This is a genomic window from Mesobacillus sp. LC4 (genome assembly GCF_053543455.1).
Genome location: NZ_JBGCUB010000001.1, coordinates 690,121 through 709,029, shown reverse-complemented (window position 1 = coordinate 709,029; position 18,909 = coordinate 690,121). Strand labels below are relative to the sequence as shown.

General features: G+C 41.8%; 17 protein-coding genes and 1 pseudogene. 4 read left to right on the top strand and 14 right to left on the bottom strand.

Annotation, left to right across the window (positions count from 1 at the left end):
• Positions 1-20: 20 nt before the first annotated feature.
• Positions 21-791 carry a membrane protein insertase YidC gene (yidC, locus tag AB5I83_RS03670; protein ID WP_448972893.1) on the top strand — a complete coding sequence of 257 codons (771 nt, stop codon included), beginning with the start codon at positions 21-23 and terminating at the stop codon, positions 789-791.
• Between the two features lie 389 nt (positions 792-1,180).
• Positions 1,181-2,902 (top strand): ribosomal protection-like ABC-F family protein, encoded by a 1,722-nt coding sequence (gene abc-f / locus AB5I83_RS03665; RefSeq protein ID WP_448972891.1) that lies wholly within the window; start codon positions 1,181-1,183, stop codon positions 2,900-2,902.
• Positions 2,903-2,995: 93 nt separating this feature from the next.
• Here the strand turns inward: abc-f and crcB (AB5I83_RS03660) are convergent, their stop codons facing one another.
• From crcB (AB5I83_RS03660) to AB5I83_RS03605, 12 genes and pseudogenes are all read right to left on the bottom strand, one after another.
• Entirely contained in the window at positions 2,996-3,346 is a 351-nt protein-coding gene (gene crcB / locus AB5I83_RS03660) for a fluoride efflux transporter CrcB (RefSeq protein WP_448972889.1), read from the bottom strand.
• On the bottom strand, positions 3,343-3,735 hold the full coding sequence (crcB, locus tag AB5I83_RS03655) for a fluoride efflux transporter CrcB (protein WP_448972887.1): 393 nt from the start codon (positions 3,733-3,735) through the stop codon (positions 3,343-3,345). The genes crcB (AB5I83_RS03660) and crcB (AB5I83_RS03655) overlap by 4 nt, the downstream gene beginning before the upstream one ends.
• Before the next feature lie 28 nt (positions 3,736-3,763).
• On the bottom strand, positions 3,764-4,342 hold the full coding sequence (locus tag AB5I83_RS03650; protein WP_448972885.1) for a GNAT family N-acetyltransferase: 579 nt from the start codon (positions 4,340-4,342) through the stop codon (positions 3,764-3,766).
• Positions 4,343-4,459: 117 nt separating this feature from the next.
• A complete protein-coding gene (locus AB5I83_RS03645; RefSeq protein WP_448972883.1) occupies positions 4,460-4,666 on the bottom strand; it encodes a DUF6501 family protein in 207 nt (68 codons plus the stop codon).
• A gap of 68 nt (positions 4,667-4,734) precedes the next feature.
• Positions 4,735-4,938 carry a hypothetical protein gene (locus AB5I83_RS03640; RefSeq protein WP_448972881.1) on the bottom strand — a complete coding sequence of 68 codons (204 nt, stop codon included), beginning with the start codon at positions 4,936-4,938 and terminating at the stop codon, positions 4,735-4,737.
• Positions 4,939-5,043: 105 nt separating this feature from the next.
• On the bottom strand, positions 5,044-5,712 hold the full coding sequence (locus AB5I83_RS03635) for an SOS response-associated peptidase (protein ID WP_448972879.1): 669 nt from the start codon (positions 5,710-5,712) through the stop codon (positions 5,044-5,046).
• Positions 5,713-5,818: 106 nt separating this feature from the next.
• Positions 5,819-6,088 (bottom strand): hypothetical protein, encoded by a 270-nt coding sequence (locus AB5I83_RS03630; protein WP_448972877.1) that lies wholly within the window; start codon positions 6,086-6,088, stop codon positions 5,819-5,821.
• 169 nt (positions 6,089-6,257) lie between these two features.
• A pseudogene (locus tag AB5I83_RS03625) lies at positions 6,258-7,351 on the bottom strand (threonine aldolase family protein).
• Entirely contained in the window at positions 7,344-7,913 is a 570-nt protein-coding gene (locus AB5I83_RS03620; protein ID WP_448972875.1) for an N-acetyltransferase family protein, read from the bottom strand. Before AB5I83_RS03620 ends, AB5I83_RS03625 begins: the two are co-directional and overlap by 8 nt.
• 103 nt (positions 7,914-8,016) lie before the next feature.
• A complete protein-coding gene (locus tag AB5I83_RS03615; RefSeq protein WP_448973900.1) occupies positions 8,017-9,657 on the bottom strand; it encodes an AMP-binding protein in 1,641 nt (546 codons plus the stop codon).
• 159 nt (positions 9,658-9,816) lie between these two features.
• Positions 9,817-10,386 carry an NAD(P)/FAD-dependent oxidoreductase gene (locus AB5I83_RS03610; RefSeq protein ID WP_448972873.1) on the bottom strand — a complete coding sequence of 190 codons (570 nt, stop codon included), beginning with the start codon at positions 10,384-10,386 and terminating at the stop codon, positions 9,817-9,819.
• Between the two features lie 363 nt (positions 10,387-10,749).
• Positions 10,750-11,883, bottom strand: a complete 1,134-nt coding sequence (locus AB5I83_RS03605) for an MBL fold metallo-hydrolase (protein WP_448972871.1) — start codon at positions 11,881-11,883, stop codon at positions 10,750-10,752.
• 326 nt (positions 11,884-12,209) lie between these two features.
• On the opposite strand from AB5I83_RS03605, the gene sda reads away from it, so the two are divergent.
• Positions 12,210-12,344, top strand: coding sequence for a sporulation histidine kinase inhibitor Sda (sda, locus tag AB5I83_RS03600; RefSeq protein WP_226085172.1), 135 nt, complete (start codon positions 12,210-12,212; stop codon positions 12,342-12,344).
• Positions 12,345-12,721: 377 nt separating this feature from the next.
• Complete coding sequence (locus tag AB5I83_RS03595; protein ID WP_448972869.1) at positions 12,722-13,630, top strand: NERD domain-containing protein; 909 nt, start codon at positions 12,722-12,724, stop codon at positions 13,628-13,630.
• Between the two features lie 925 nt (positions 13,631-14,555).
• Here AB5I83_RS03595 and odhB read toward each other — a convergent pair.
• Together odhB and sucA are read right to left on the bottom strand one after the other, a co-directional pair.
• Entirely contained in the window at positions 14,556-15,866 is a 1,311-nt protein-coding gene (gene odhB, locus AB5I83_RS03590) for a 2-oxoglutarate dehydrogenase complex dihydrolipoyllysine-residue succinyltransferase (protein ID WP_448972868.1), read from the bottom strand.
• Complete coding sequence (sucA, locus tag AB5I83_RS03585) at positions 15,853-18,711, bottom strand: 2-oxoglutarate dehydrogenase E1 component (RefSeq protein ID WP_448972866.1); 2,859 nt, start codon at positions 18,709-18,711, stop codon at positions 15,853-15,855. The genes odhB and sucA overlap by 14 nt, the downstream gene beginning before the upstream one ends.
• Positions 18,712-18,909: the final 198 nt, after the last annotated feature.

Genomic DNA, 18,909 nt, shown 5'->3' with positions numbered 1-18,909 from the left:
TATAATTTAGGAGGAGAAAAATGAAAAAGCTTTACACCATGATTTTTGTTCTATCTATACCAATTCTATTAACTGGCTGCCAGGCTATGACCAGTGAAGGTTCCTTTTTCCAGACAACATTTATTAATCCCTTCACTTGGCTGATTCAGCTTTTTGCAGGTCTGACCGGTGGAAGTTACGGGCTCGCAATCATCATGATCACCTTGTTGATCAGACTGGTATTAATGCCGCTAATGTTAAAACAATATAAAAACCAGCAGAACATGAAAGAAAAAATGGAAATCGTGAAGCCAGAAATGGATGAAATCCAGAAGAAACTAAAAGGAACCAAAGATCCTGCTGAGCAGCGGAAGCTACAACAGGAAATGATGGGCCTCTATCAAAAGCATGGGGTGAATCCACTTTCAGTTGGATGTCTGCCAATGCTGATCCAGATGCCGATCTTAATGGGTCTTTATTATGCAATTAGAGGTTCTGCTGAAATTGCCAGCCATTCATTCCTTTGGTTTAACCTGGGACATTCGGATGTATGGATTACCGCAGCAGCTGGCGTGATCTATTTCCTTCAGTCTAAGGTAAGCATGATGAACATGACCGTAGAACAGCAGAAGCAAATGAAGATCATGGGGATGCTGTCACCGATCATGATTGTCATGTTCTCGCTGAACGCCCCCTCTGCCCTTCCGCTTTACTGGACGATCGGGGGAATTTTCCTTATTATCCAAACATTATTGGCGAGAAAAATTTATCAAACAAAAGATACTTCTGTAAAAGTTGAACAACAAGTGTAAGTAATCCGCCTGGCATTCAGCCAGGCTTTTTTTGTGGAATATTATGGTTGACACAAAATATTCCATCAAGTTATACTGTGAATTAATGATATTCGAAGGGAATGGTAAAGAGCCGATGAAATACTAATCTTATTTTCTGCCCGATTTTTCAAATATGAAAAAACGTGTTGCCCGGAAATAGGATTAGTCTGCCCTTTAAGCCATTCCAAGTCGATTTATAGCCTGATGTAAGCATATTGCCTTTTGGCACTCCTATGCTTGTTTTTTGGCGCATGAATCAATTGTGATTGCCATTGCAGAACCTTCCGGGAAAACACCTGGGAGGTTTTTTTGATGGAGAAAATACTCACCTTCATTCACTAGTCACAAAACGAAAGGTGGAATTCTTTATGACAATCATGAAAATAAGAGGTATTGAAAAGAGCTTTAATGAGAAGCAAATACTGAAAAATGCTGAATTGGATATAAAAAAAGACAGCCGAATTGGCCTTGTGGGCAACAATGGTGCTGGTAAGACAACTTTAGCAAACATCATAAATGCTAGTCTAACCCCTGACAAAGGAATGGTCGACACTTTTAACAGAAGCTTGAATATCGGTTATCTAAAACAATCAACAGAATATGCCATTCATGAATTGGAGGATCGCTATTCTCTTATGGAAGGGAATCTCTTTCAGCTTTCAAGCCAGTTAGGACTTAATAAGGAAATTGATTTGGCAAATACTGATTGGGATAAGTTAAGCGGCGGAGAAAAGCTGAAAATATCACTCGCGGCTGTATGGGCAAGCAGGCCCGAACTTGTTATATTGGATGAGCCGACAAACCACTTGGACTTGCAGGGTGTAGAATGGCTGATCGACGAATTGAATAATTTCAAAGGGGCCGTTGTCATCATTTCACATGATCGATATTTCCTCGACCGAACCGTTACAGAAATAATCGAAATTGAGGATGGTTTGACTAGCTTATTTAAAGGTAATTACACTTCTTATCGCAAGGAAAAAGAAAGACTGTATGAAATCCAGCTTCATCAATACGAAATTCAGCAAAAACATAAGCAACAAATTGAACAGCAAATGGCTAATCTTAAAAACTGGTCAGAAAAAGCCCACAGGGATTCCACGAAACAAGGTTCTCCTTCTGAAAGAAGGCAAATCGGCTATAAGGAATACCATCGGATGAAGGCAAAGAAGATGGATAATCAAATAAAGTCGAAGATGAAACGGTTGAATCAGGAGCTTGAAAAAAATGAGGTAAAACAACCCAAGGAAGAGGCGGAGGTCCGTTTCGAATTTAAGGATGGCCGAAAGAAAGGGAAACGTATTTTAGAAGCTCGCGACCTGTCAAAGTCCTTCGGCACCCGCTGTTTGTTTAAAGATAGCCATTTTTACATGAACCACGGGGAAAGAATGGCCCTTTTAGGCAAAAACGGCAGCGGGAAATCTACTCTGGTAAAAATATTGCTAGGTGAAGAAAAAACAACATCCGGTGAGGTTTGGGTCAGTGGGACATTAAAAATCGGGTACCTTAGCCAGGATGTATCAGACCTCCCACAAGATAAAACGGCACTTGAGTACACTGGACTTTCAGACAGAGAAATTATTGGCAGAGCGAGGACTATTTTTGCCAATATGGGGCTCCCAGAAGAAAAGCTTATCGTACCATTAAGCCACCTGAGTCTTGGTGAGCGGACGAGAGTGAAGCTTGTGATGATGCTGTTGGCTGAAATCGATTTGCTGATCCTGGACGAACCGACGAATCACCTCGACCTTGCCAGCAGGGAAAGTCTTGAAAAAACATTATTGAATTTCCATGGTTCGATCCTGGTAGTCTCCCATGATGTTTATTTTCAAGAGAAAATCAGTGACAGAATATTAGTGATCGATAACGGAAAGATCAGCAGAAAAGAATTCGGCATGAAAGAGTTGAACAGCCAAAGTTCTTTGCCTAAACCAGACGGTAAGGACAAAGCAGAGCAATTGATGGTACTGCAAAATGAAATCAACGCCATAATTGGCAGGCTGTCTTTCATGACAAGGGATGAACCTGGATATGAGCAACTCGATAAGGACCTATCAGAGCTTTTGAAGAAGAAAAAAGAATTAAAATAATAACCAATGAAAAAACACCAGAATGCACTGCACTTAAATTGTTAGACATATCACTAACCATGAGGGTGCAGTTCAAGTTGGTGTTTTTCGTTTCTATAATAGATTGCCTATATATAACCCTGCTGCTGCACTGATGAGACCGCCGATATAAGTACTGAGCACATAGACCATGGCCGGCTTACTTTGTTTGTTGTTCATTAATTTCACTAAGTCAACATTCAGAGTTGAAAAAGTGGTGAACGATCCCATAAAGCCTGTGGCAGCAAAAAGATAAAGGTTCGCATTGATTCCTTCACTGACAATCCACCCGAGCAAAAAAGACCCAAGAAGGTTCACAGTAAGTGTGGCTGTCGGCAAAACTGATTTAGGTATTACTTTTTGAACCCAGAACCTTGAGAGGGCTCCTGCCATCCCGCCTAAGGCTACAATTAAAAACCCATTCACTTTGTTGCACCCTCCCTGCCACGTTCTGCACCAAGTTTATAGCCTGCTGTCGCAAGAAGCAGGCCCCCAACGGCACTGAGAAGCACATAGAATACTGCAAATCCTATACTGCCTTTCTCAATCATTATCATGGTTTCTAAACTGAAGGTTGAAAAAGTGGTGAATGACCCTGTCAGCCCCGTACCTATAGTTGCCATCAGCACAGGGTTCCATTTACTTCTTTCAACGATGCGGGCCGTAAACCAACCTAAGAATAACGAGCCAGCAAAATTGACGATCAGCGTTCCCATAGGAAACCCATTATTAAAAATATTATTTGTACTTAGACTGACCAAGTATCGCAAAAGGCTGCCTAACATTCCCCCAAGCCCAACTCCTAAATATACCAAAGAAATAACCTTCCTTTTGCTCCTGATTTCACTTCATTTTTTCCTGTAACCCTCTTTTAATCTCTGGCCATTCTTCTTTCAGAATGCTAAAAACAACGGTATCCCTTACATAACCATCAGCGATGATTCGATGCTTGCGGAGCACCCCTTCTCTTACGGCACCTATACGAGCAATAGCAGCCTGGGAGCGTACATTCCTGGAGTCAGTACAAAACTGCACCCTATTTAATCCCATTGTTTCAAAAACATACTGGAGCAAAAGAAACTTTGATTCAGTATTTATCCTTGTTCTCCAATATTCCGGGCTGTACCACGTCCAGCCGATTTCAAGTGATTTATGAACTTCTGAAATATCCATGAACCTTGTGCTTCCAACTATTTTACCCGTTTTCTTATCAATAACGGTAAATGGAAGTTGGGTTCCTTTCTCCCTCTCTGCTATTGCCGATCCAATGATTTTTTTCATTTCGGCTTTATTTCTGACCTTCGAAGCTGTAAATTCCCATATTGACTGATTATGACCAGCATCCCACAAACCATCAAGATGATTGGTTTCCATCGGCAACAGCTTCACAGTTTTCCCTTCGAGAATGATTTTTTCATCCATCTTCCCATCTCCCTGTTTGGTCGTTTTTTCATTAATCATACCACCAAGGAATATATTCTGGGAATTCCTACTATGAACGAAAAAGCAGGCGGCACATTTTCAGTGCAGCCTGCTAACTCATTTTACCTCTTCAAAATAATCTTTGTAATATCCGCCAACCTTGCCTGAATTATCAACTATGAAATAAAATTCCTCAGTCTCGTTTTTGACATCATATACCTTTCCTGATGTCAGCTTGTCATTTACAATGTATTTCTTTGCATCTGTGTGAACGCATTTCAGTTTCTTCATTGTTTCGCGCTCATGCCAGTTGGAGTGAATCATCTTCTGCACTTCCTTTAAATAAGTTTCTATACTACAGTATAAAGAAAAGATGATCCATTAGGCAACAGTTAGCTGGCATTCGCTTCTTCCCCTGCTATTTTCAGACCACGCACTTCTGATTGATCAAATGTCATTGTTTCACCAGTAATTACATTTTTCAAAGTTATATAGCAAATATCACATATTACATCTTTTCGAATATATTGTAAAAAAGAAAAACGTTCATTCTTGTAAATCAGCTCGTAAAATCCTGTTTTAGTAAAACCATTCATGTGAACCCCTCTTTCCAGGATGTTTTTCATCTTGGTGTTTGGCTGTGTCTTTCTATACCACCATCAAGACTTGTATTAAACATCGAAGAGTGTAAGAGTGTTTTTTTACAAGCTGTTTATTGGAGCAATTAAGTCCTTACCTTCATTTTTGGCCGAATTTAATCTGGTCGAAACTGGGTAAACTTCCATGAAGCCAGCCTCATAGGGAACCAAAAGCTTTTTAAGTTCTTCAGTTTGATAAACAGAAGAATCAAGCCACAGATCAATCTTGTCTTCAGGAAGAATCACAGGCATTCTGTCATGAACTTTTTCAGTGACTTCATTTGGACTGGTCGTGATAATCGTACAGGAAGTAATCTCCTTCCCGTCCTTACTCCAATTTTCCCACAGCCCTGCTAAAGCAAAAGGTTTTTTATTTTTCATCCCAAAACGGTATGGCTGCTTCTGTTTCCCTTCTTTTTTCCATTCATAAAAACCATCAGTAAGGATCAGGCAACGTCTTTGTTTAAGAGCATGCTTAAAGCTCGCTTTTTCATTCACTGTCTCGGCACGTGCATTGATCATTTTATAGCCTATTTTTTCATCCTCTGCCCAGAAGGGAATCAATCCCCACCTCATCCTGGTACCTATTCTTCGTTCTCCATGATCGATCACTGTCAAGATGTCCTGTCCAGGAGCGATATTGTACCTGGCATCAAGGTCATCCGGGAAATCGAATTGAAATTGTTCTTTTAAGGAACCAATATCCTCAAACAATGAAAACCTTCCGCACATTATCGTTCCTCCATTCTTTGTTTTTTACTATACTTCCCGTCCTGTAACGGATGTAACATCTTCTCTTGGAAAAAAATAAGCCAGGCTTTCATGAGCCAGGCTTAATCTATATCTTTTCTGCATTCAAATTCTTTTTTATTTTTTCCCTAAGAGCAATATTCGCTGCAACTAGGAATGGTATGATCGATGCAATCGTAAACCCTAGTGCATAACCCGATATACTTTCATTTAAAACTCTATCGTTAATGCTGAACCCTAAAAAGGTTATTCCGATTCCATCCCCATCCACATGGTCAATGACCGACCAAAGCTCAATTCCTTTATAAAGGAATAGTACGCTTATAGTCGATAGCATTAAAACCCAAAGCCATTTCATAAGACCATACCCCCATTATCCCAAAACCCGATAGGTTCAGGTATATACACTATATTATAGGGAGTTATGATATTAATTAATATAATGCCAGAGCAGTTGTAACAAAATGTTCAAAATGCCGTTCTAAATTTCGTCAATAGTGTCTTAAATATTTGCTAATTTTAAAAAATCATGATGGAAATTTATTCATCATCCATTCGTCAAGCTTTTGAAAGGCTCTTTTCACTTCATCTTTGGGAACTTTCTCATAACGATCACCAACACTTACTTCAAAATAACATGAAGATTCTCCTGTTGCCCTTAGATGATTGACAAACCCCACTCCTGTTTTGCGCATTACTTCTATTAAGCCTGTTTCGATTTCCTCTTTGGAATGTGGGAAATGCACATGAAACATGTTCGAAACAGGAACTTCGGGCAGAGTATATACGGTATGGCATGAATTATAGAAGTCCGCCAGTTCCTTTGCATTCTCATAATACAACGGCATTTTGTGTGATTTCTGATTGAAGTAATAATCTGCTGAAATAATATATGGGTAAAGGCTAATCAAATCTCCACCATATCGCCTTTTCCATACCTTTGATTTAGCGATAAATTTTCCTCACCCACAAGGATTGCACCTGCAATCCCCCCTATTCCCTTGTAAAAAGAGAGATAGACACTGTCAAATAGTTCGCAAACTTCCGAAGCCGTTTTCTTATAATAAGGCAAGACCTCCAGGAGCCTGGCTCCGTCAAGATGCAGCCTAATACCTTTCTTTCGGCAATACTTTGATATATCTTCAAGAGTTTCATAGCTTGGAAGCTGCCCGCCGATTTCTCTTTGCGGCAATTCAAGCAATAGACAAGCAACCGACTCCTCCATGGATACTACATCTTTAAGCTCGATGACACGGGTTTCATCTGCTATGAGGATCGTTTTGATATTATGTAATTCCTTTAGTCCGTCTTCCTCGTGGATTTCCAGGTGACTTAACGGATGATAGGCTACTTGTGGCAATCCTTTCTCATCACACCAAATACGTAATGCGATCTGTTGTGCCATCGTTCCACTCGGAAAGAAAACAGCCTTCTCCTTGCCGAGGAACGCAGCCATCTTGTCCTGAAAATCCCCGATTACTTTTCCTTCTCCGTAAAGATCACTATCAAGCTGCCCATCGACTTTTTCAAATGCATCCTTTAATACCTGGACATTTCGTGAGCCATTGCCGGTCAACTGATAGGTTGATTGATTAAAAGCTTCCTGTAAAGTTTTATTCATTGCTAACCCCCTCATCAACATTATTTATGCGCCCCATAACAATCATATTATAATATTTCCCATCAGATAGAAGCTTGTCATCCTTCAAGAGGCCTTCCACTTCAAAGCCTAACTTTTCATAAAGCTTCTTGGCATTTTCGTTCGATTCCATCACATACAAAGTCATTTTTTTTATTCCATTCTCGTCTGCCCATGAAATCGATTCCTGTAAAAGGTTTTTGCCGATACCATATCCCCAGAATTCTTTTAAAACACCTACCCCGAATTCAACCTTATGCCTGAATCTCTTCAGTTCAGTTCCAGCGCATCTTGAAAAGCCGATAAGCCTTCCATCAGTTTCAGCCACCAAAAATAGGTTTCTGTCACTCTCCGAATCCGCTTTTATGAGTGCTTGAAAGCCTTGCGGATCAATGAATGCCTCTCCTGGTTCACGGTCAAGATTTTCAGTTTCACCATCAATTTTCAGCCTTAACTCAGATAATGACTCCGCATCTGTTTCGACCGCAGAACGAATGATGTAATGCAAGTCCTTGATTTTAAAACTCTTTTCACTAATCAGCATTGTATGACCTCCCAGATATACCTAAGCTTCATTTTAGACATTTTGAACCATACTGTATAGTTAAAAAGGAAAAGGATGGAATCCCTCGATTCCATCCTCTCTTTTATACATTCTTCAACTCTTCCACAGCTTCCAACGCCTGCTCTTTCAACTTGAACTTCTGAATTTTACCTGATGCGGTCATTGGATAGCTATCCGTGAATTCGATATATCTTGGGATTTTGTGTTTTGAAATTTTACCCTTGCAATATTCTTTGATTTCTTCCGCTGTGGCAGCTTCTCCATCCTTTAAAATGATCCAAGCCATGACTTCCTCGCCATACACGCTGTCTGGGATGCCTACTACCTGGACATCAAGGACTTTCGGATGTCTGTACAGGAATTCTTCGATTTCACGCGGATAAATGTTTTCCCCGCCCCTGATGATCATATCTTTTAATCTGCCCGTTACTCGGCAATAGCCGTTTTCATCCATGACTGCCAGATCTCCTGTATGAAGCCAGCCTTCGCCATCTATTGCTTCCCTTGTTGCGTCAGGATTTTTATAATACCCATCCATCACATGATAACCGCGAGTGCATAGTTCACCCTGAACTCCTCTTGGAACTTCCTCCATCGTGCCTGGCTTGACAATCTTTACCTCAACCTCAGGAAGGGCTTTACCTACTGTTTCCACCCTCAATTCCAGTGGATCATTCGTCCTGGTTTGTGTGATAACCGGAGAGGATTCTGTTTGGCCGTATGCAATTGTAATTTCTGTAGCGCCCATTTTCTCATTGACCGCTTTCATTACTTCAATTGGGCAATTCGATCCAGCCATGATGCCGGTTCTCAAGGAGGACAAATCGTATTTTCCGAAATCCGGATCATTCAGCTCAGCGATGAACATAGTTGGCACTCCGTGAAGCGCAGTGCACTTTTCTTTTTCGACAGTCTCAAGAACTGCTTTTGGACTGAACTCCTGGACCGGTACCATTGTAGCACCTACAGTGGCACAAGCGAGCGTCCCCATTACACAGCCGAAGCAATGGAAAAATGGGACGGGGATACACAATCTATCTTGATCCGTAAGCTTCATTGCTGATGCAACATTATATGCGTTATTGACAATATTGCTGTGAGTCAGCATCACTCCCTTAGGAAATCCTGTCGTACCTGAAGTATACTGCATATTAATGACATCGCTCTGCTTCAAAGTGGCCATTTGCTCGTCGAGTTCTTCCTCTGTCACATCACCAGCCATATCCAGGATATCCTGCCAGCTGTACGTGCCCGGGAAACGCTTTTCTCCCATTACAATCACATTTTTCAAGTATGGCAGAGTGCTGCTTTCAAGCTTACCTGGCTCACTCGTTTTCAACTCCGGAACAATCTCGTAGACCATGTCAATATAAGAAGCATCCTTAAATTGCTCCATCAATATGATTGTCGTAGAATCCGACTGTTTTAATAGATACTCCAATTCGGCCGTTCGGTAATTTGTATTGACCGTCACAAGGACTGCCCCCATCTTTCCAGTGGCAAACTGGGACACTACCCATTCCGGCGTATTAGAGGACCAGGCAGCAATGTGCTCACCTTTCTTCACACCCAGTTTCATCAAACCTCTAGCAGCTTTGCGGCACAGTATGTTGAACTCCTTGTAATTCATCCTCAAGTCACGGTCCGCATAAACAACTGCTTCGTGCTCCGGATACTTTTTAGCTTGGACCTCCAATAACTCACCTACAGTGTATGGCAGCAGATTCTCCATTCAACTAACCTCCTAAATAAGTTAAATTATGTAAGCGTTTACTCTTAACTATAACACTCTAGTTTGAATATTCAATATTTTTAAAATACATTCCTTCCTTTTTACTAAAAAATATAATAAAAAAGCAGGGAACACTCCCCGCTTTCACCATTACTTATCATGCCACATATAAGTTTTTCCTGTTTCCTTTGACACAATTGAAATGCCGATTGAAGCGCCATGACCTGCGGCAATGACAGATTGACTTGAAAGACCCGCTAATAAGCTGGTGATATAAAGGTTTTGGAGTTTCGTGGTTCCATCGTGATTCATTCCCAAAACCTTTTTAATTTTCCCGCTAGGTACCTTTTCATTTACCGCTAACTCGAAGCCAAGCTTTTCTAGCAATGAAGTTTGAAGGTTCGTGGCAATAACCACATACTTTGCAGCCAATTCTTTTCCGTCTGTCATAATGACTGAATAGCCGTCCTCATTTTGGTCGATAGATTCCACTGTACCCTCGTACCATTCAGCCCCCGAAGCAAGTGCTTGTTCCTTCAAATTCTCCAGGAGTTCTGAACCGGTAATTTCTTTTACTCCAGGATAATTAAATAACTTTGAAACTTGTTTGATCTGGGATTTCCCTGAATCAATGACTGCCGTCGACAACCCGCCCTGGGAAGTGTAAATTGCAGCTGATCCTCCTGAAATCCCGCCTCCAATTACTAGTACATCCAGCATGCTAAATTTCCCTCCTGAATCTGTAAAAGAGCATATGTATCCTCCCTTTAATTACAGGGAGGTTATGTTTAGAACAACTTAGAAATCAAATAAATGACTCCTGCCAGGAGCCATACGTACGTGGCCGGTCATATAGGGGGAAAACCAGAGAATTTCCCTTTTTCCTCCTCAGCTGTACGGTTTGGACCAATGCCTCAGGATCCGCCTGCACAGTGGTTCGCTCTATTTTTTTCTTCTTCCAAAATTCTCACCTCACAAGCATTCCTCAGACTTAAAAAGAGGAAAGCGGTGCTTTCCTCTTTTAATTTGGCTCTTTTCGTAACATACGAAATCGATAATAAAAGCTAAAATAGCTTTGTATTTTTAATGTGTGTGATGTACTGCGCATCGGTTAGGACCGATTTCCAGCTCCATTGCTTCTTCTGCAGTCACTTCTTTTACGCCGCGGTTGATCGCAACGATATCTTCAAAGTTTGGTGGTGTCTCACTTGATGCGGATTGTGCTACATGGTCGACGAACTCTTCAATTGTTTTGCCAGCCATGATTTCGTTTTGCTTACGGATCAAACCTAACTGGCTTCCAATGAAACCTTCCGCGTTCACTTCGTCATCAAAGGCAGCATAGTGTCCTGGCAATACAATAACGTCATCCGCTATTTGCGAAACCTTTCTATAAACTGTATCATACAGGTCTTTTGCCCACTCAGCAGCCTTTCCGCCAAGGTCTGGACGGCCAAGACCATTTACAAAAATAGTATCGCCTGAGAAAAGAAGTTTATTATTCACAAAGAAAGAAACACTTCCCGGGGTATGCCCAGGTGTCTTAACGGCCAAAACTTCAAGTGTGATGTTTTCAAATTCAATTTTATCATGCTGCTCAAGCGCTTCAAAGTCAAATACCGCGCCTTCACTCTTCATTAGGTAATACTTCGCACCTGTTACTTCCGCCAGTTCCTTGCCGCCGGAAAGGTGATCAGCATGAAGGTGAGAATCCACGATGTGCGTGATTTTGACATTTTCGTTTTTAGCAATGTCAGTATAACGGTTCGTGAACCTGGATGGATCCACAACTAGCGCCTCGTTTTCAGATAGAACCATGTAAGAAAGGCAGCCTTTGCCAACGCGGATGAATTGAAGGACTTTGATTTTTTCATCCTTGTAAACCTCTACAGGATAAAGGTATTCGCTCCACGATTTCATTCCGCCAGAAAGATAAGACACGTCAAATCCAGCATCAGAAAGCATTTCAGCAACCATTACAGAAGATCCTTCCTTGGCACAAATCACCACGATGTCTTTATCCTTAGGAAGCTGATCAACCACTTCATCCACACCATCAATCAAATCAAAATAAGGGATGTTCAGATAGTCAATATTTTCCCCTTCAACCTTCCAGTCTTCAAAATCCTTTACATTCCTTACGTCAAAAATAAAAAACTCTTTTTTGTTTACTACCCAATCATTTAACTTTTCAGCAGTAATAGCTTGCATACCCATTTATAATTCCTCCCGTTGATAAAATGATTATGTTGAGCATCAAATCCCCACCAGATACCCTTATGGGTATATATTATATTTTTCAAAAGTAAAATGCAAGCTTTTTTTGTTAAATAATGTGGCTATGGTGGTTTTGATAAGGTTCCACTGATAAAAGACTAAAATATTCGTCCTTTCGAGGTTAAAGACCCCTTCCAAAACAAGAAAAAATTTCTAATAAAAATTCTTCATAATGGGTTTTCAAATCCTTAATAAACCTTTACAATGAATGAAACTATACAATATAGTTTGAAAATTCAATCCATTCTTACCGAGGAGGAATGCAAATGAAAATTATGAGCAATGAACAGTTGGTGGTCTCGTATCGTGATGCATTAAAGTCGGAAAATGATAAAGAATGGGCAAAAATACTTAAAACAGAAATCTCCAAAAGAGGACTCAAACCATTTAAGAACCGTTGATGATGAGCTGGAACAACTGGGAACAAAGCCGCTTGCTGCCAGATTGGCAGTTGAGCGGTTTTTTTGTTCCTTCGTAAAATGATCAACCAACTTGCTGTGACATTTGCGGTTGAGCGGAATTTTTGGCTACTTACAAAAAATAACCCACTTTGCTGCAATATTTGCGCCTGAGCGGATTTTTGGTTACTTCGAGAAAAATACCCCCACTTTGCTACAACATTTGCGGCTAAGCGGATTTTTGGTTACTTCGAAAAAAATACCCACTTTGCTGCAACAGGTCCGGCTAAGCGGATTTATTTTTAAAAAAAGTTAACAAAAAATTCACAAAACTAATTCTAAGTATAGATTAAAATTAGCTTATAGAAAGGAAGTGGACCATGCTACTAAAAGCACGCACTGAGCCAATGGAATTAATCGCATTACGGCATTTAAACAACAGAATGGAATTATCATCGCAGGATAAGTTCCAGCTATGGACTATGGAAAAGGGTTTTACTGGAGAAGTGCTCTTTGACCAGATGACCGAAAACCTCGCGGAAGAAAGGTATATTATCGACGATCTCCTTCTTAAGGTGAATAATTCTTATTTCCAGCTGGATAAAGTGATCATTGCACAAGATGCAGTTTATCTTATCGACATCAAATATCACCAAGGTGATTACTATCTCGAAGGGGAAAAATTATATTCAATCCATAGTGGAAGAGAGTACAAAAACCCCGTTATTCAATTGAAACGAAGTGAAACCCTGTTCCGGCAGCTGCTGCAAAACCTCAAGATGAATCATCTAGTCCGTGCCACCGTCGTCTTCAACAACCCTGAATTTACCCTCTACCAGGCCCCATTGGACCAACCTATCATTTTACCAACACAAATTAATCGGTTCCTAATAGATTTGAATAACACTCCCTCCAAATTGGATGAAAGCCACAAGAAACTCGCCCAAACATTGCTTTCACTGCACCAGGTCAAAAATCCAATTTCCAATCTGCCTGTCTATCAATATGAACAACTAGAAAAGGGAATGCATTGCCGTGCATGTGGGTCCTTGAATACCGAAATAAATCAATACGACCTGATTTGCGGAAAGTGCGGCACACACGAAAGAATCGAAAAAGCAGTCGTGCGGCACATAGAGGAAATCAAAGTGCTGTTTCCAGAAAAGAAGATCACCACACAAACCGTTTTTGAGTGGTGTAATAGGAAGGTTAGTAGGAGGACGTTTTTGAGGGTGTTGAAGAAGAATTATGTTTTAGTTGGAAAAACTAGCGATAGTTATTTTGAGTAAGCTAGTCTATTAAGGGGTTTTGTCTGTTAAACCTGTCGGTCGCTTATTATGGAATAGTGGTCGTACAGGTTTTCTTTTTACTGCTCAACTAAATGTTCCCTTCTTTGACAGCTTTTCCTCTTTTACCGCTAAATCTGTCTTAAGTTGAGCCCTCTTCTGACAGCTTTTCCTCTTTTCACGGCAAACCTGTCTTAAGTTGGGCCTTCTTTTGACAGCTTTTCTTCTTTTACCGCTAAACCTGTCTTAAGTTGAGCTCTCTTCTGACAGCTTTTCCCCTTTTCGCGGCAAACCTGTCTTAAGTTGGGCCTTCTTTTGACAGCTTTTTTTCTTTTCCCCCTAAACCTGTCTTAAGTTGGGCTTTCTTTTGACAGCTTTTCCTCTTTTCGCGGCAAACCTGTCTTAAGTTGGGCTTCCTTTTGACAGCTTTTCTTCTTTTCCCCCTAAACCTGTCTTAAGTTGGGCTTTCTTTTGACAGCTTTTCCTCTTTTCGCGGCAAACCTGTCTTAAGTTGGGCTTCCTTTTGACAGCTTTTCTTCTTTTCCCCCTAAACCTGTCTTAAGTTGGGCTTTCTTTTGACAGCTTTTCTTCTTTTCTCGCTAAACCTGTCTTAAGTTGGGTTTTCTTTTGACAGCTTTTCCCCTTTTTACGGCAAACCTGTCTTAAGTTGGGCTTTCTTTTGACAGCTTTTCCTCTTTTCGCGGCAAACCTGTCTTAAGTTGGGCTTCCTTTTGACAGCTTTTCCTCTTTTCTCGGCAAACCTGTCTTAAGTTGGGCTTCCTTTTGACAGCTTTTCTGCTTTTCCCGCTAAACATGTCTTAAGTTGGGCTTTCTCTTGACAGCTTTGGGTCACACACCCATACACTCCGTTTTCCTAACCATACAAAATAAGCACTGCCGATTAAAACTCCGGCAGTGCTGTTAATCTTTATCCCTGTAACAACAATGATTCTGGGTCTTCCATCAATTCTTTGATTCGTTTGAGGAAGGTAACGGCTTCTTTTCCGTCGACAATTCTGTGGTCGTAGGATAATGCGATATACATCATCGGTCTGTTTTCCATTCGTTCTTTATCAATCGCTACGGGGCGCAGCTGGATGGTGTGCATACCCAGGATACCCACCTGAGGACCATTGATGATTGGTGTTGATAGCAATGATCCAAAGACGCCTCCGTTTGTGATTGTGAAACTGCCTCCTTGAAGGTCCTTCAAGGATAGTTTGTTGGTGCGGGCCTTTTCAGCCAATTCGTTTATGTCATTTTCAATTTCGGCGAAGTTTTTTCTGTCTGCATCCCTGATAACTGGAACTACAAGTCCTTCATCCGCAGCGACAGCGACTCCAATGTCATAAAACTTCTTGAGCACAATTTCGTCTCCCTGGATTTCAGCATTCAGGTAAGGAGTTTTCTTCAATGCTGCTACAACCGCTTTTGTGAAGAAGGACATAAAGCCTAAACGAACATCATTCTCTTCATAGAAACGATCTTTCCATTTTTTCCTTAATTCCATAACGGCTGTCATATCGACTTCATTGAAAGTCGTAAGCATCGCCGCTGTCTGTTGGACTTCAACCAGCCTGTTGGCAATCGTCTGACGTCTGCGTGACATTTTAATACGCTCAACCCGGCCGTCATCATTTGAGTTTCCGGCAGGAGCAGCCTTTGGCGCAGCCGTTTTTTCAGCAGCAGGTTTTTGAGTTGTTTTCTCACCGGCTGGCTTTTGAGTTTCTGGAGTATATGACTCCACATCCTGTTTTCGGACTCGGCCAAGCGGATCCTGAGAGATTACCTTGTTCAAGTCGATGCCTTTTTCCCTGGCCAGCTTTCTTGCAGCAGGTGACGCAATGATTCGATCCGCTCCTCCCTCAGCAGCAGTCGGCTCATCAGATGCGCTGGTTTCAGCGGCTCCAGCGCTTCCAGAACCTCCTGCAGTCTCATCCGGCGACTCGGCTTCTCTACCTGCGTTAGCTTCTGCAGAACCGTTCCCTGCATTAGCTCCACCTTGTTGATCGCCAACTATTGCGATGGCTTCCCCTACCTTCACTGTATCTCCTTCTTCTGCGAGTAGCTCAGTCAGTACTCCATCATAGTCCGAGATGATTTCAACATTTACTTTATCTGTCTCCAGTTCAACGACGTATTCGCCTTTCGCCACTTGATCACCCTTTTTTTTCAGCCACTGGGCGATCGTTCCTTCTGTGATTGATTCGGCCAATTCAGGAACTTTAATCTCTGCCATTTCCATTTCCTCCTCCATTTGTCCTTGTCAGTGCATCATTTACGATTCTTGCCTGCTCCAACTTGTGGATGTTTGGATCTCCCTCTGCAGGGCTTGAACGTCTTCTTCTGCCAATATAGGAAGATTCCAGCCCATTCGGTGCTGCTTCATTGATTCTCGGCTCAACAAATGTCCATGCACCCATATTCTTTGGTTCTTCCTGAACCCAGACGATTTCTTTTAGATTAGGATAACGACCTAACATCTCTTTTAATCGTTCAAGCGGGAATGGATAGATTTCCTCGATTCTCAATACATGCAGCCATCCATGCTCTTCTGGTTGAATTTTTTCAGCGATATCTATGCTCACTTTTCCGGTGCAAAGTACTACGCGTTCCACTTTTTCCGGCTGGCCTCCAAGTCCTGGCTGCTCAATGATCGGCTTGAAGCTGCCTTCTGCCAATTGCTGTGGATCCGCCGCGACCGTAGGATTTCTCAGTAGGCTCTTAGGTGTCATCAACACGAGCGGTCGTACAGCTTCCTGTTTTAAAATCGCCGCCTGTCTTCTTAGGATATGGAAATATTGCGCCGCAGAAGAAAGGTTTGCTACTGTCCAGTTATTTTCGGCTGCGAGCGTTAAAAATCTTTCCACTCTTCCGCTAGAATGTTCTGGTCCCTGTCCTTCGTAACCGTGAGGCAAGAGCATGACGAGACCTGATTTTTGTCCCCACTTCGCTCTCCCAGCCGCTACAAATTGATCGAACAATACCTGGGCAGCGTTCGCGAAATCACCATACTGTGCTTCCCAAAGGACTAAGGTCTCTGGGGCGAACACATTGTACCCATATTCAAAGCCTACTACCGCAGCTTCAGAAAGCGGGCTGTTATGAATCGAGAATGATGCTTTCGCCTCAGGCAACACATGGAGAGGTGAAAATTGCTTACCGGTCTCACTGTCATGTAGTACCAGATTTCTCTGGGCGAAGGTTCCTCTCTCAGAATCCTGTCCAGTCAGTCTGACCGGCGTGCCATCCTTTATTATGGAAGCATATGCTAAAGTTTCAGCCAGTCCCCAGTCGATTTTGCCGTTATCAGAAAATGCATCCTTTCTTCTTTGCAGGATTTTTTCCAGCTTATTGAAGACATTGAACCCTTCTGGCCAGTCAAGTAGATCACTATTTATTTTCTTTAATACTTCGATTGGCACCCCAGTTTCGATTTGCGGAATTCCCATTTCCACTACTTCCGGTATTTCAGGTTCGTTCTTAACTTCTTTTTCCTTATTAGGAACCTTTTCGTAGGCTTCTGTCAGTCTGCTTGAGACTCTTTCCTCAATCTGAGTCCGTGTCTCTTCTGACATAGAACCTTGGTCTACAAGCATATTTCCATAGATTTTCTTCACAGTCGGATGATTGTGGACCAGCACATACATTTCTGGATTCGTTGTCATTGGTTCATCCATTTCGTTATGGCCAAAACGTCGGTACCCAATTAGGTCAATCAAGAAATCCTTACCGAAGGTCTTTCTGTACTCAAATGCGAGCCTAGCAGCCATCAAGCATGCCTCTGGGTCATCGGCATTGACATGGATAATCGGAATTTCATATCCTTTCGCCAGGTCACTGGCATAACGAGTGGACCGTGAATCCATTGATTCAGTTGTGAAGCCGATTGTATTGTTTGCGATGACATGGATCGTTCCACCTGTTTTATATCCATGTAGACGACTCAAGTTTAACGTTTCAGCTACGATTCCCTGTCCCGGGAATGCAGCATCCCCATGGATCAGGATAGCCATTGCTTTAACCGGATCATATTTCGCATATCCTGGTTCATTCCTGTCATCCTGGGCAGCACGGGTAAATCCTTCTACCACTGCACCGGCAAATTCCAGGTGGCTAGGGTTATTAGCCAAGGTCAATCTCGCATTGGCAGTAGTATCCGACTTGATTTTCCGGTCAAGTCCAAGGTGATATTTCACATCACCCGTCCAGCCGAAGTTTATCCCGATAGAACCTTCTGAGGGTACAAGTTCTTTGTTTGGTGCATGCTGGAATTCAGCAAAAATCATTTCATACGGTTTGCCTAGAACATGGGCAAGGACGTTGAGCCTCCCCCTGTGGGCCATTCCAATGTTAATCGTTTCGACACCATTATTCACCGCACCAGCAATGACTTCATCAAGAAGCGGTACCATTGTATCCAGGCCTTCAATCGAAAACCTCTTTTGGCCGACAAAAGTTCTGTGCAGATACTTTTCAAAGTTCTCGACCTCTGTAAGACGTTCATACAAACTGATCTTTCTTTTTTTATCCACTTTAGGGATCAATTCACCTGTCTCAACCTTTTGCCTTAGCCACTCTTTTTCAGACATTTCATTTACGTGTTCAAATTCATAGGCGATCGTATCTGAGTAGACCTTTTTTAGAAATTGAAAAGCCTCTTTTCCATTCCTTATAGAAGAAGGGGCGCTTGGGCATACGAGGTCGACCGGAATATCATTCAAATCGGCGTCAGTCAATCCCCATTTCTCATAGTCCTCAAGCTGAGAATCCTTGCTGCCACCTTGCAATGGATAAATATTCGCAGATAAATGGCCGTAGGACCGAATATAGTCAGCATATCTTAATGCAGCTGCGATTTTCGCCGGAGATCCTGCTGGTTTACCTGCAGCTGCTTCTGATCCATTCCGAATTTCAGATTCGTCAATTTGAAGATTGGAGTTCTGTTCAAAATACTCCCTGATGTCAGCATCAACGGAATCTGGATCTTGAAGGAACATCTCATATAACTCTTCGACATACCCCTGATTTGGCCCATGAAATCCTGGCCATTTTGCCTTGCTTCCCGAAACTGGCTTTTTCACAAAAAAACCCCCTTGCCAATTCTAATAATCACTAATTATCTGTTACCCTGTCGTGCTCATTTTTAACTGTCAATTCAAAGAATAATATTATAATTCAGATATCAAACGTTTACATTAATATATTAACATGATATTTTCTTTTAACCAAAGGTTTTGACTATCAATATAGTGTTAATTCCTTCACAACATTTATTATTT

What these genes read in the sequence shown, in the direction of transcription:
- yidC (WP_448972893.1), top strand. Translation starts at nt 21, where the DNA reads ATGAAAAAGCTTTACACCATGATTTTTGTTCTATCTATACCAATTCTA.
- abc-f (WP_448972891.1), top strand. Translation starts at nt 1,181, where the DNA reads ATGACAATCATGAAAATAAGAGGTATTGAAAAGAGCTTTAATGAGAAG.
- AB5I83_RS03650 (WP_448972885.1), bottom strand. Translation starts at nt 4,342, where the DNA reads ATGGATGAAAAAATCATTCTCGAAGGGAAAACTGTGAAGCTGTTGCCG.
- AB5I83_RS03645 (WP_448972883.1), bottom strand. Translation starts at nt 4,666, where the DNA reads ATGATTCACTCCAACTGGCATGAGCGCGAAACAATGAAGAAACTGAAA.
- AB5I83_RS03640 (WP_448972881.1), bottom strand. Translation starts at nt 4,938, where the DNA reads ATGAATGGTTTTACTAAAACAGGATTTTACGAGCTGATTTACAAGAAT.
- AB5I83_RS03635 (WP_448972879.1), bottom strand. Translation starts at nt 5,712, where the DNA reads ATGTGCGGAAGGTTTTCATTGTTTGAGGATATTGGTTCCTTAAAAGAA.
- AB5I83_RS03630 (WP_448972877.1), bottom strand. Translation starts at nt 6,088, where the DNA reads ATGAAATGGCTTTGGGTTTTAATGCTATCGACTATAAGCGTACTATTC.
- AB5I83_RS03620 (WP_448972875.1), bottom strand. Translation starts at nt 7,913, where the DNA reads ATGCTGATTAGTGAAAAGAGTTTTAAAATCAAGGACTTGCATTACATC.
- AB5I83_RS03610 (WP_448972873.1), bottom strand. Translation starts at nt 10,386, where the DNA reads ATGCTGGATGTACTAGTAATTGGAGGCGGGATTTCAGGAGGATCAGCT.
- AB5I83_RS03605 (WP_448972871.1), bottom strand. Translation starts at nt 11,883, where the DNA reads ATGGGTATGCAAGCTATTACTGCTGAAAAGTTAAATGATTGGGTAGTA.
- sda (WP_226085172.1), top strand. Translation starts at nt 12,210, where the DNA reads ATGAAAATTATGAGCAATGAACAGTTGGTGGTCTCGTATCGTGATGCA.
- AB5I83_RS03595 (WP_448972869.1), top strand. Translation starts at nt 12,722, where the DNA reads ATGCTACTAAAAGCACGCACTGAGCCAATGGAATTAATCGCATTACGG.
- odhB (WP_448972868.1), bottom strand. Translation starts at nt 15,866, where the DNA reads ATGGCAGAGATTAAAGTTCCTGAATTGGCCGAATCAATCACAGAAGGA.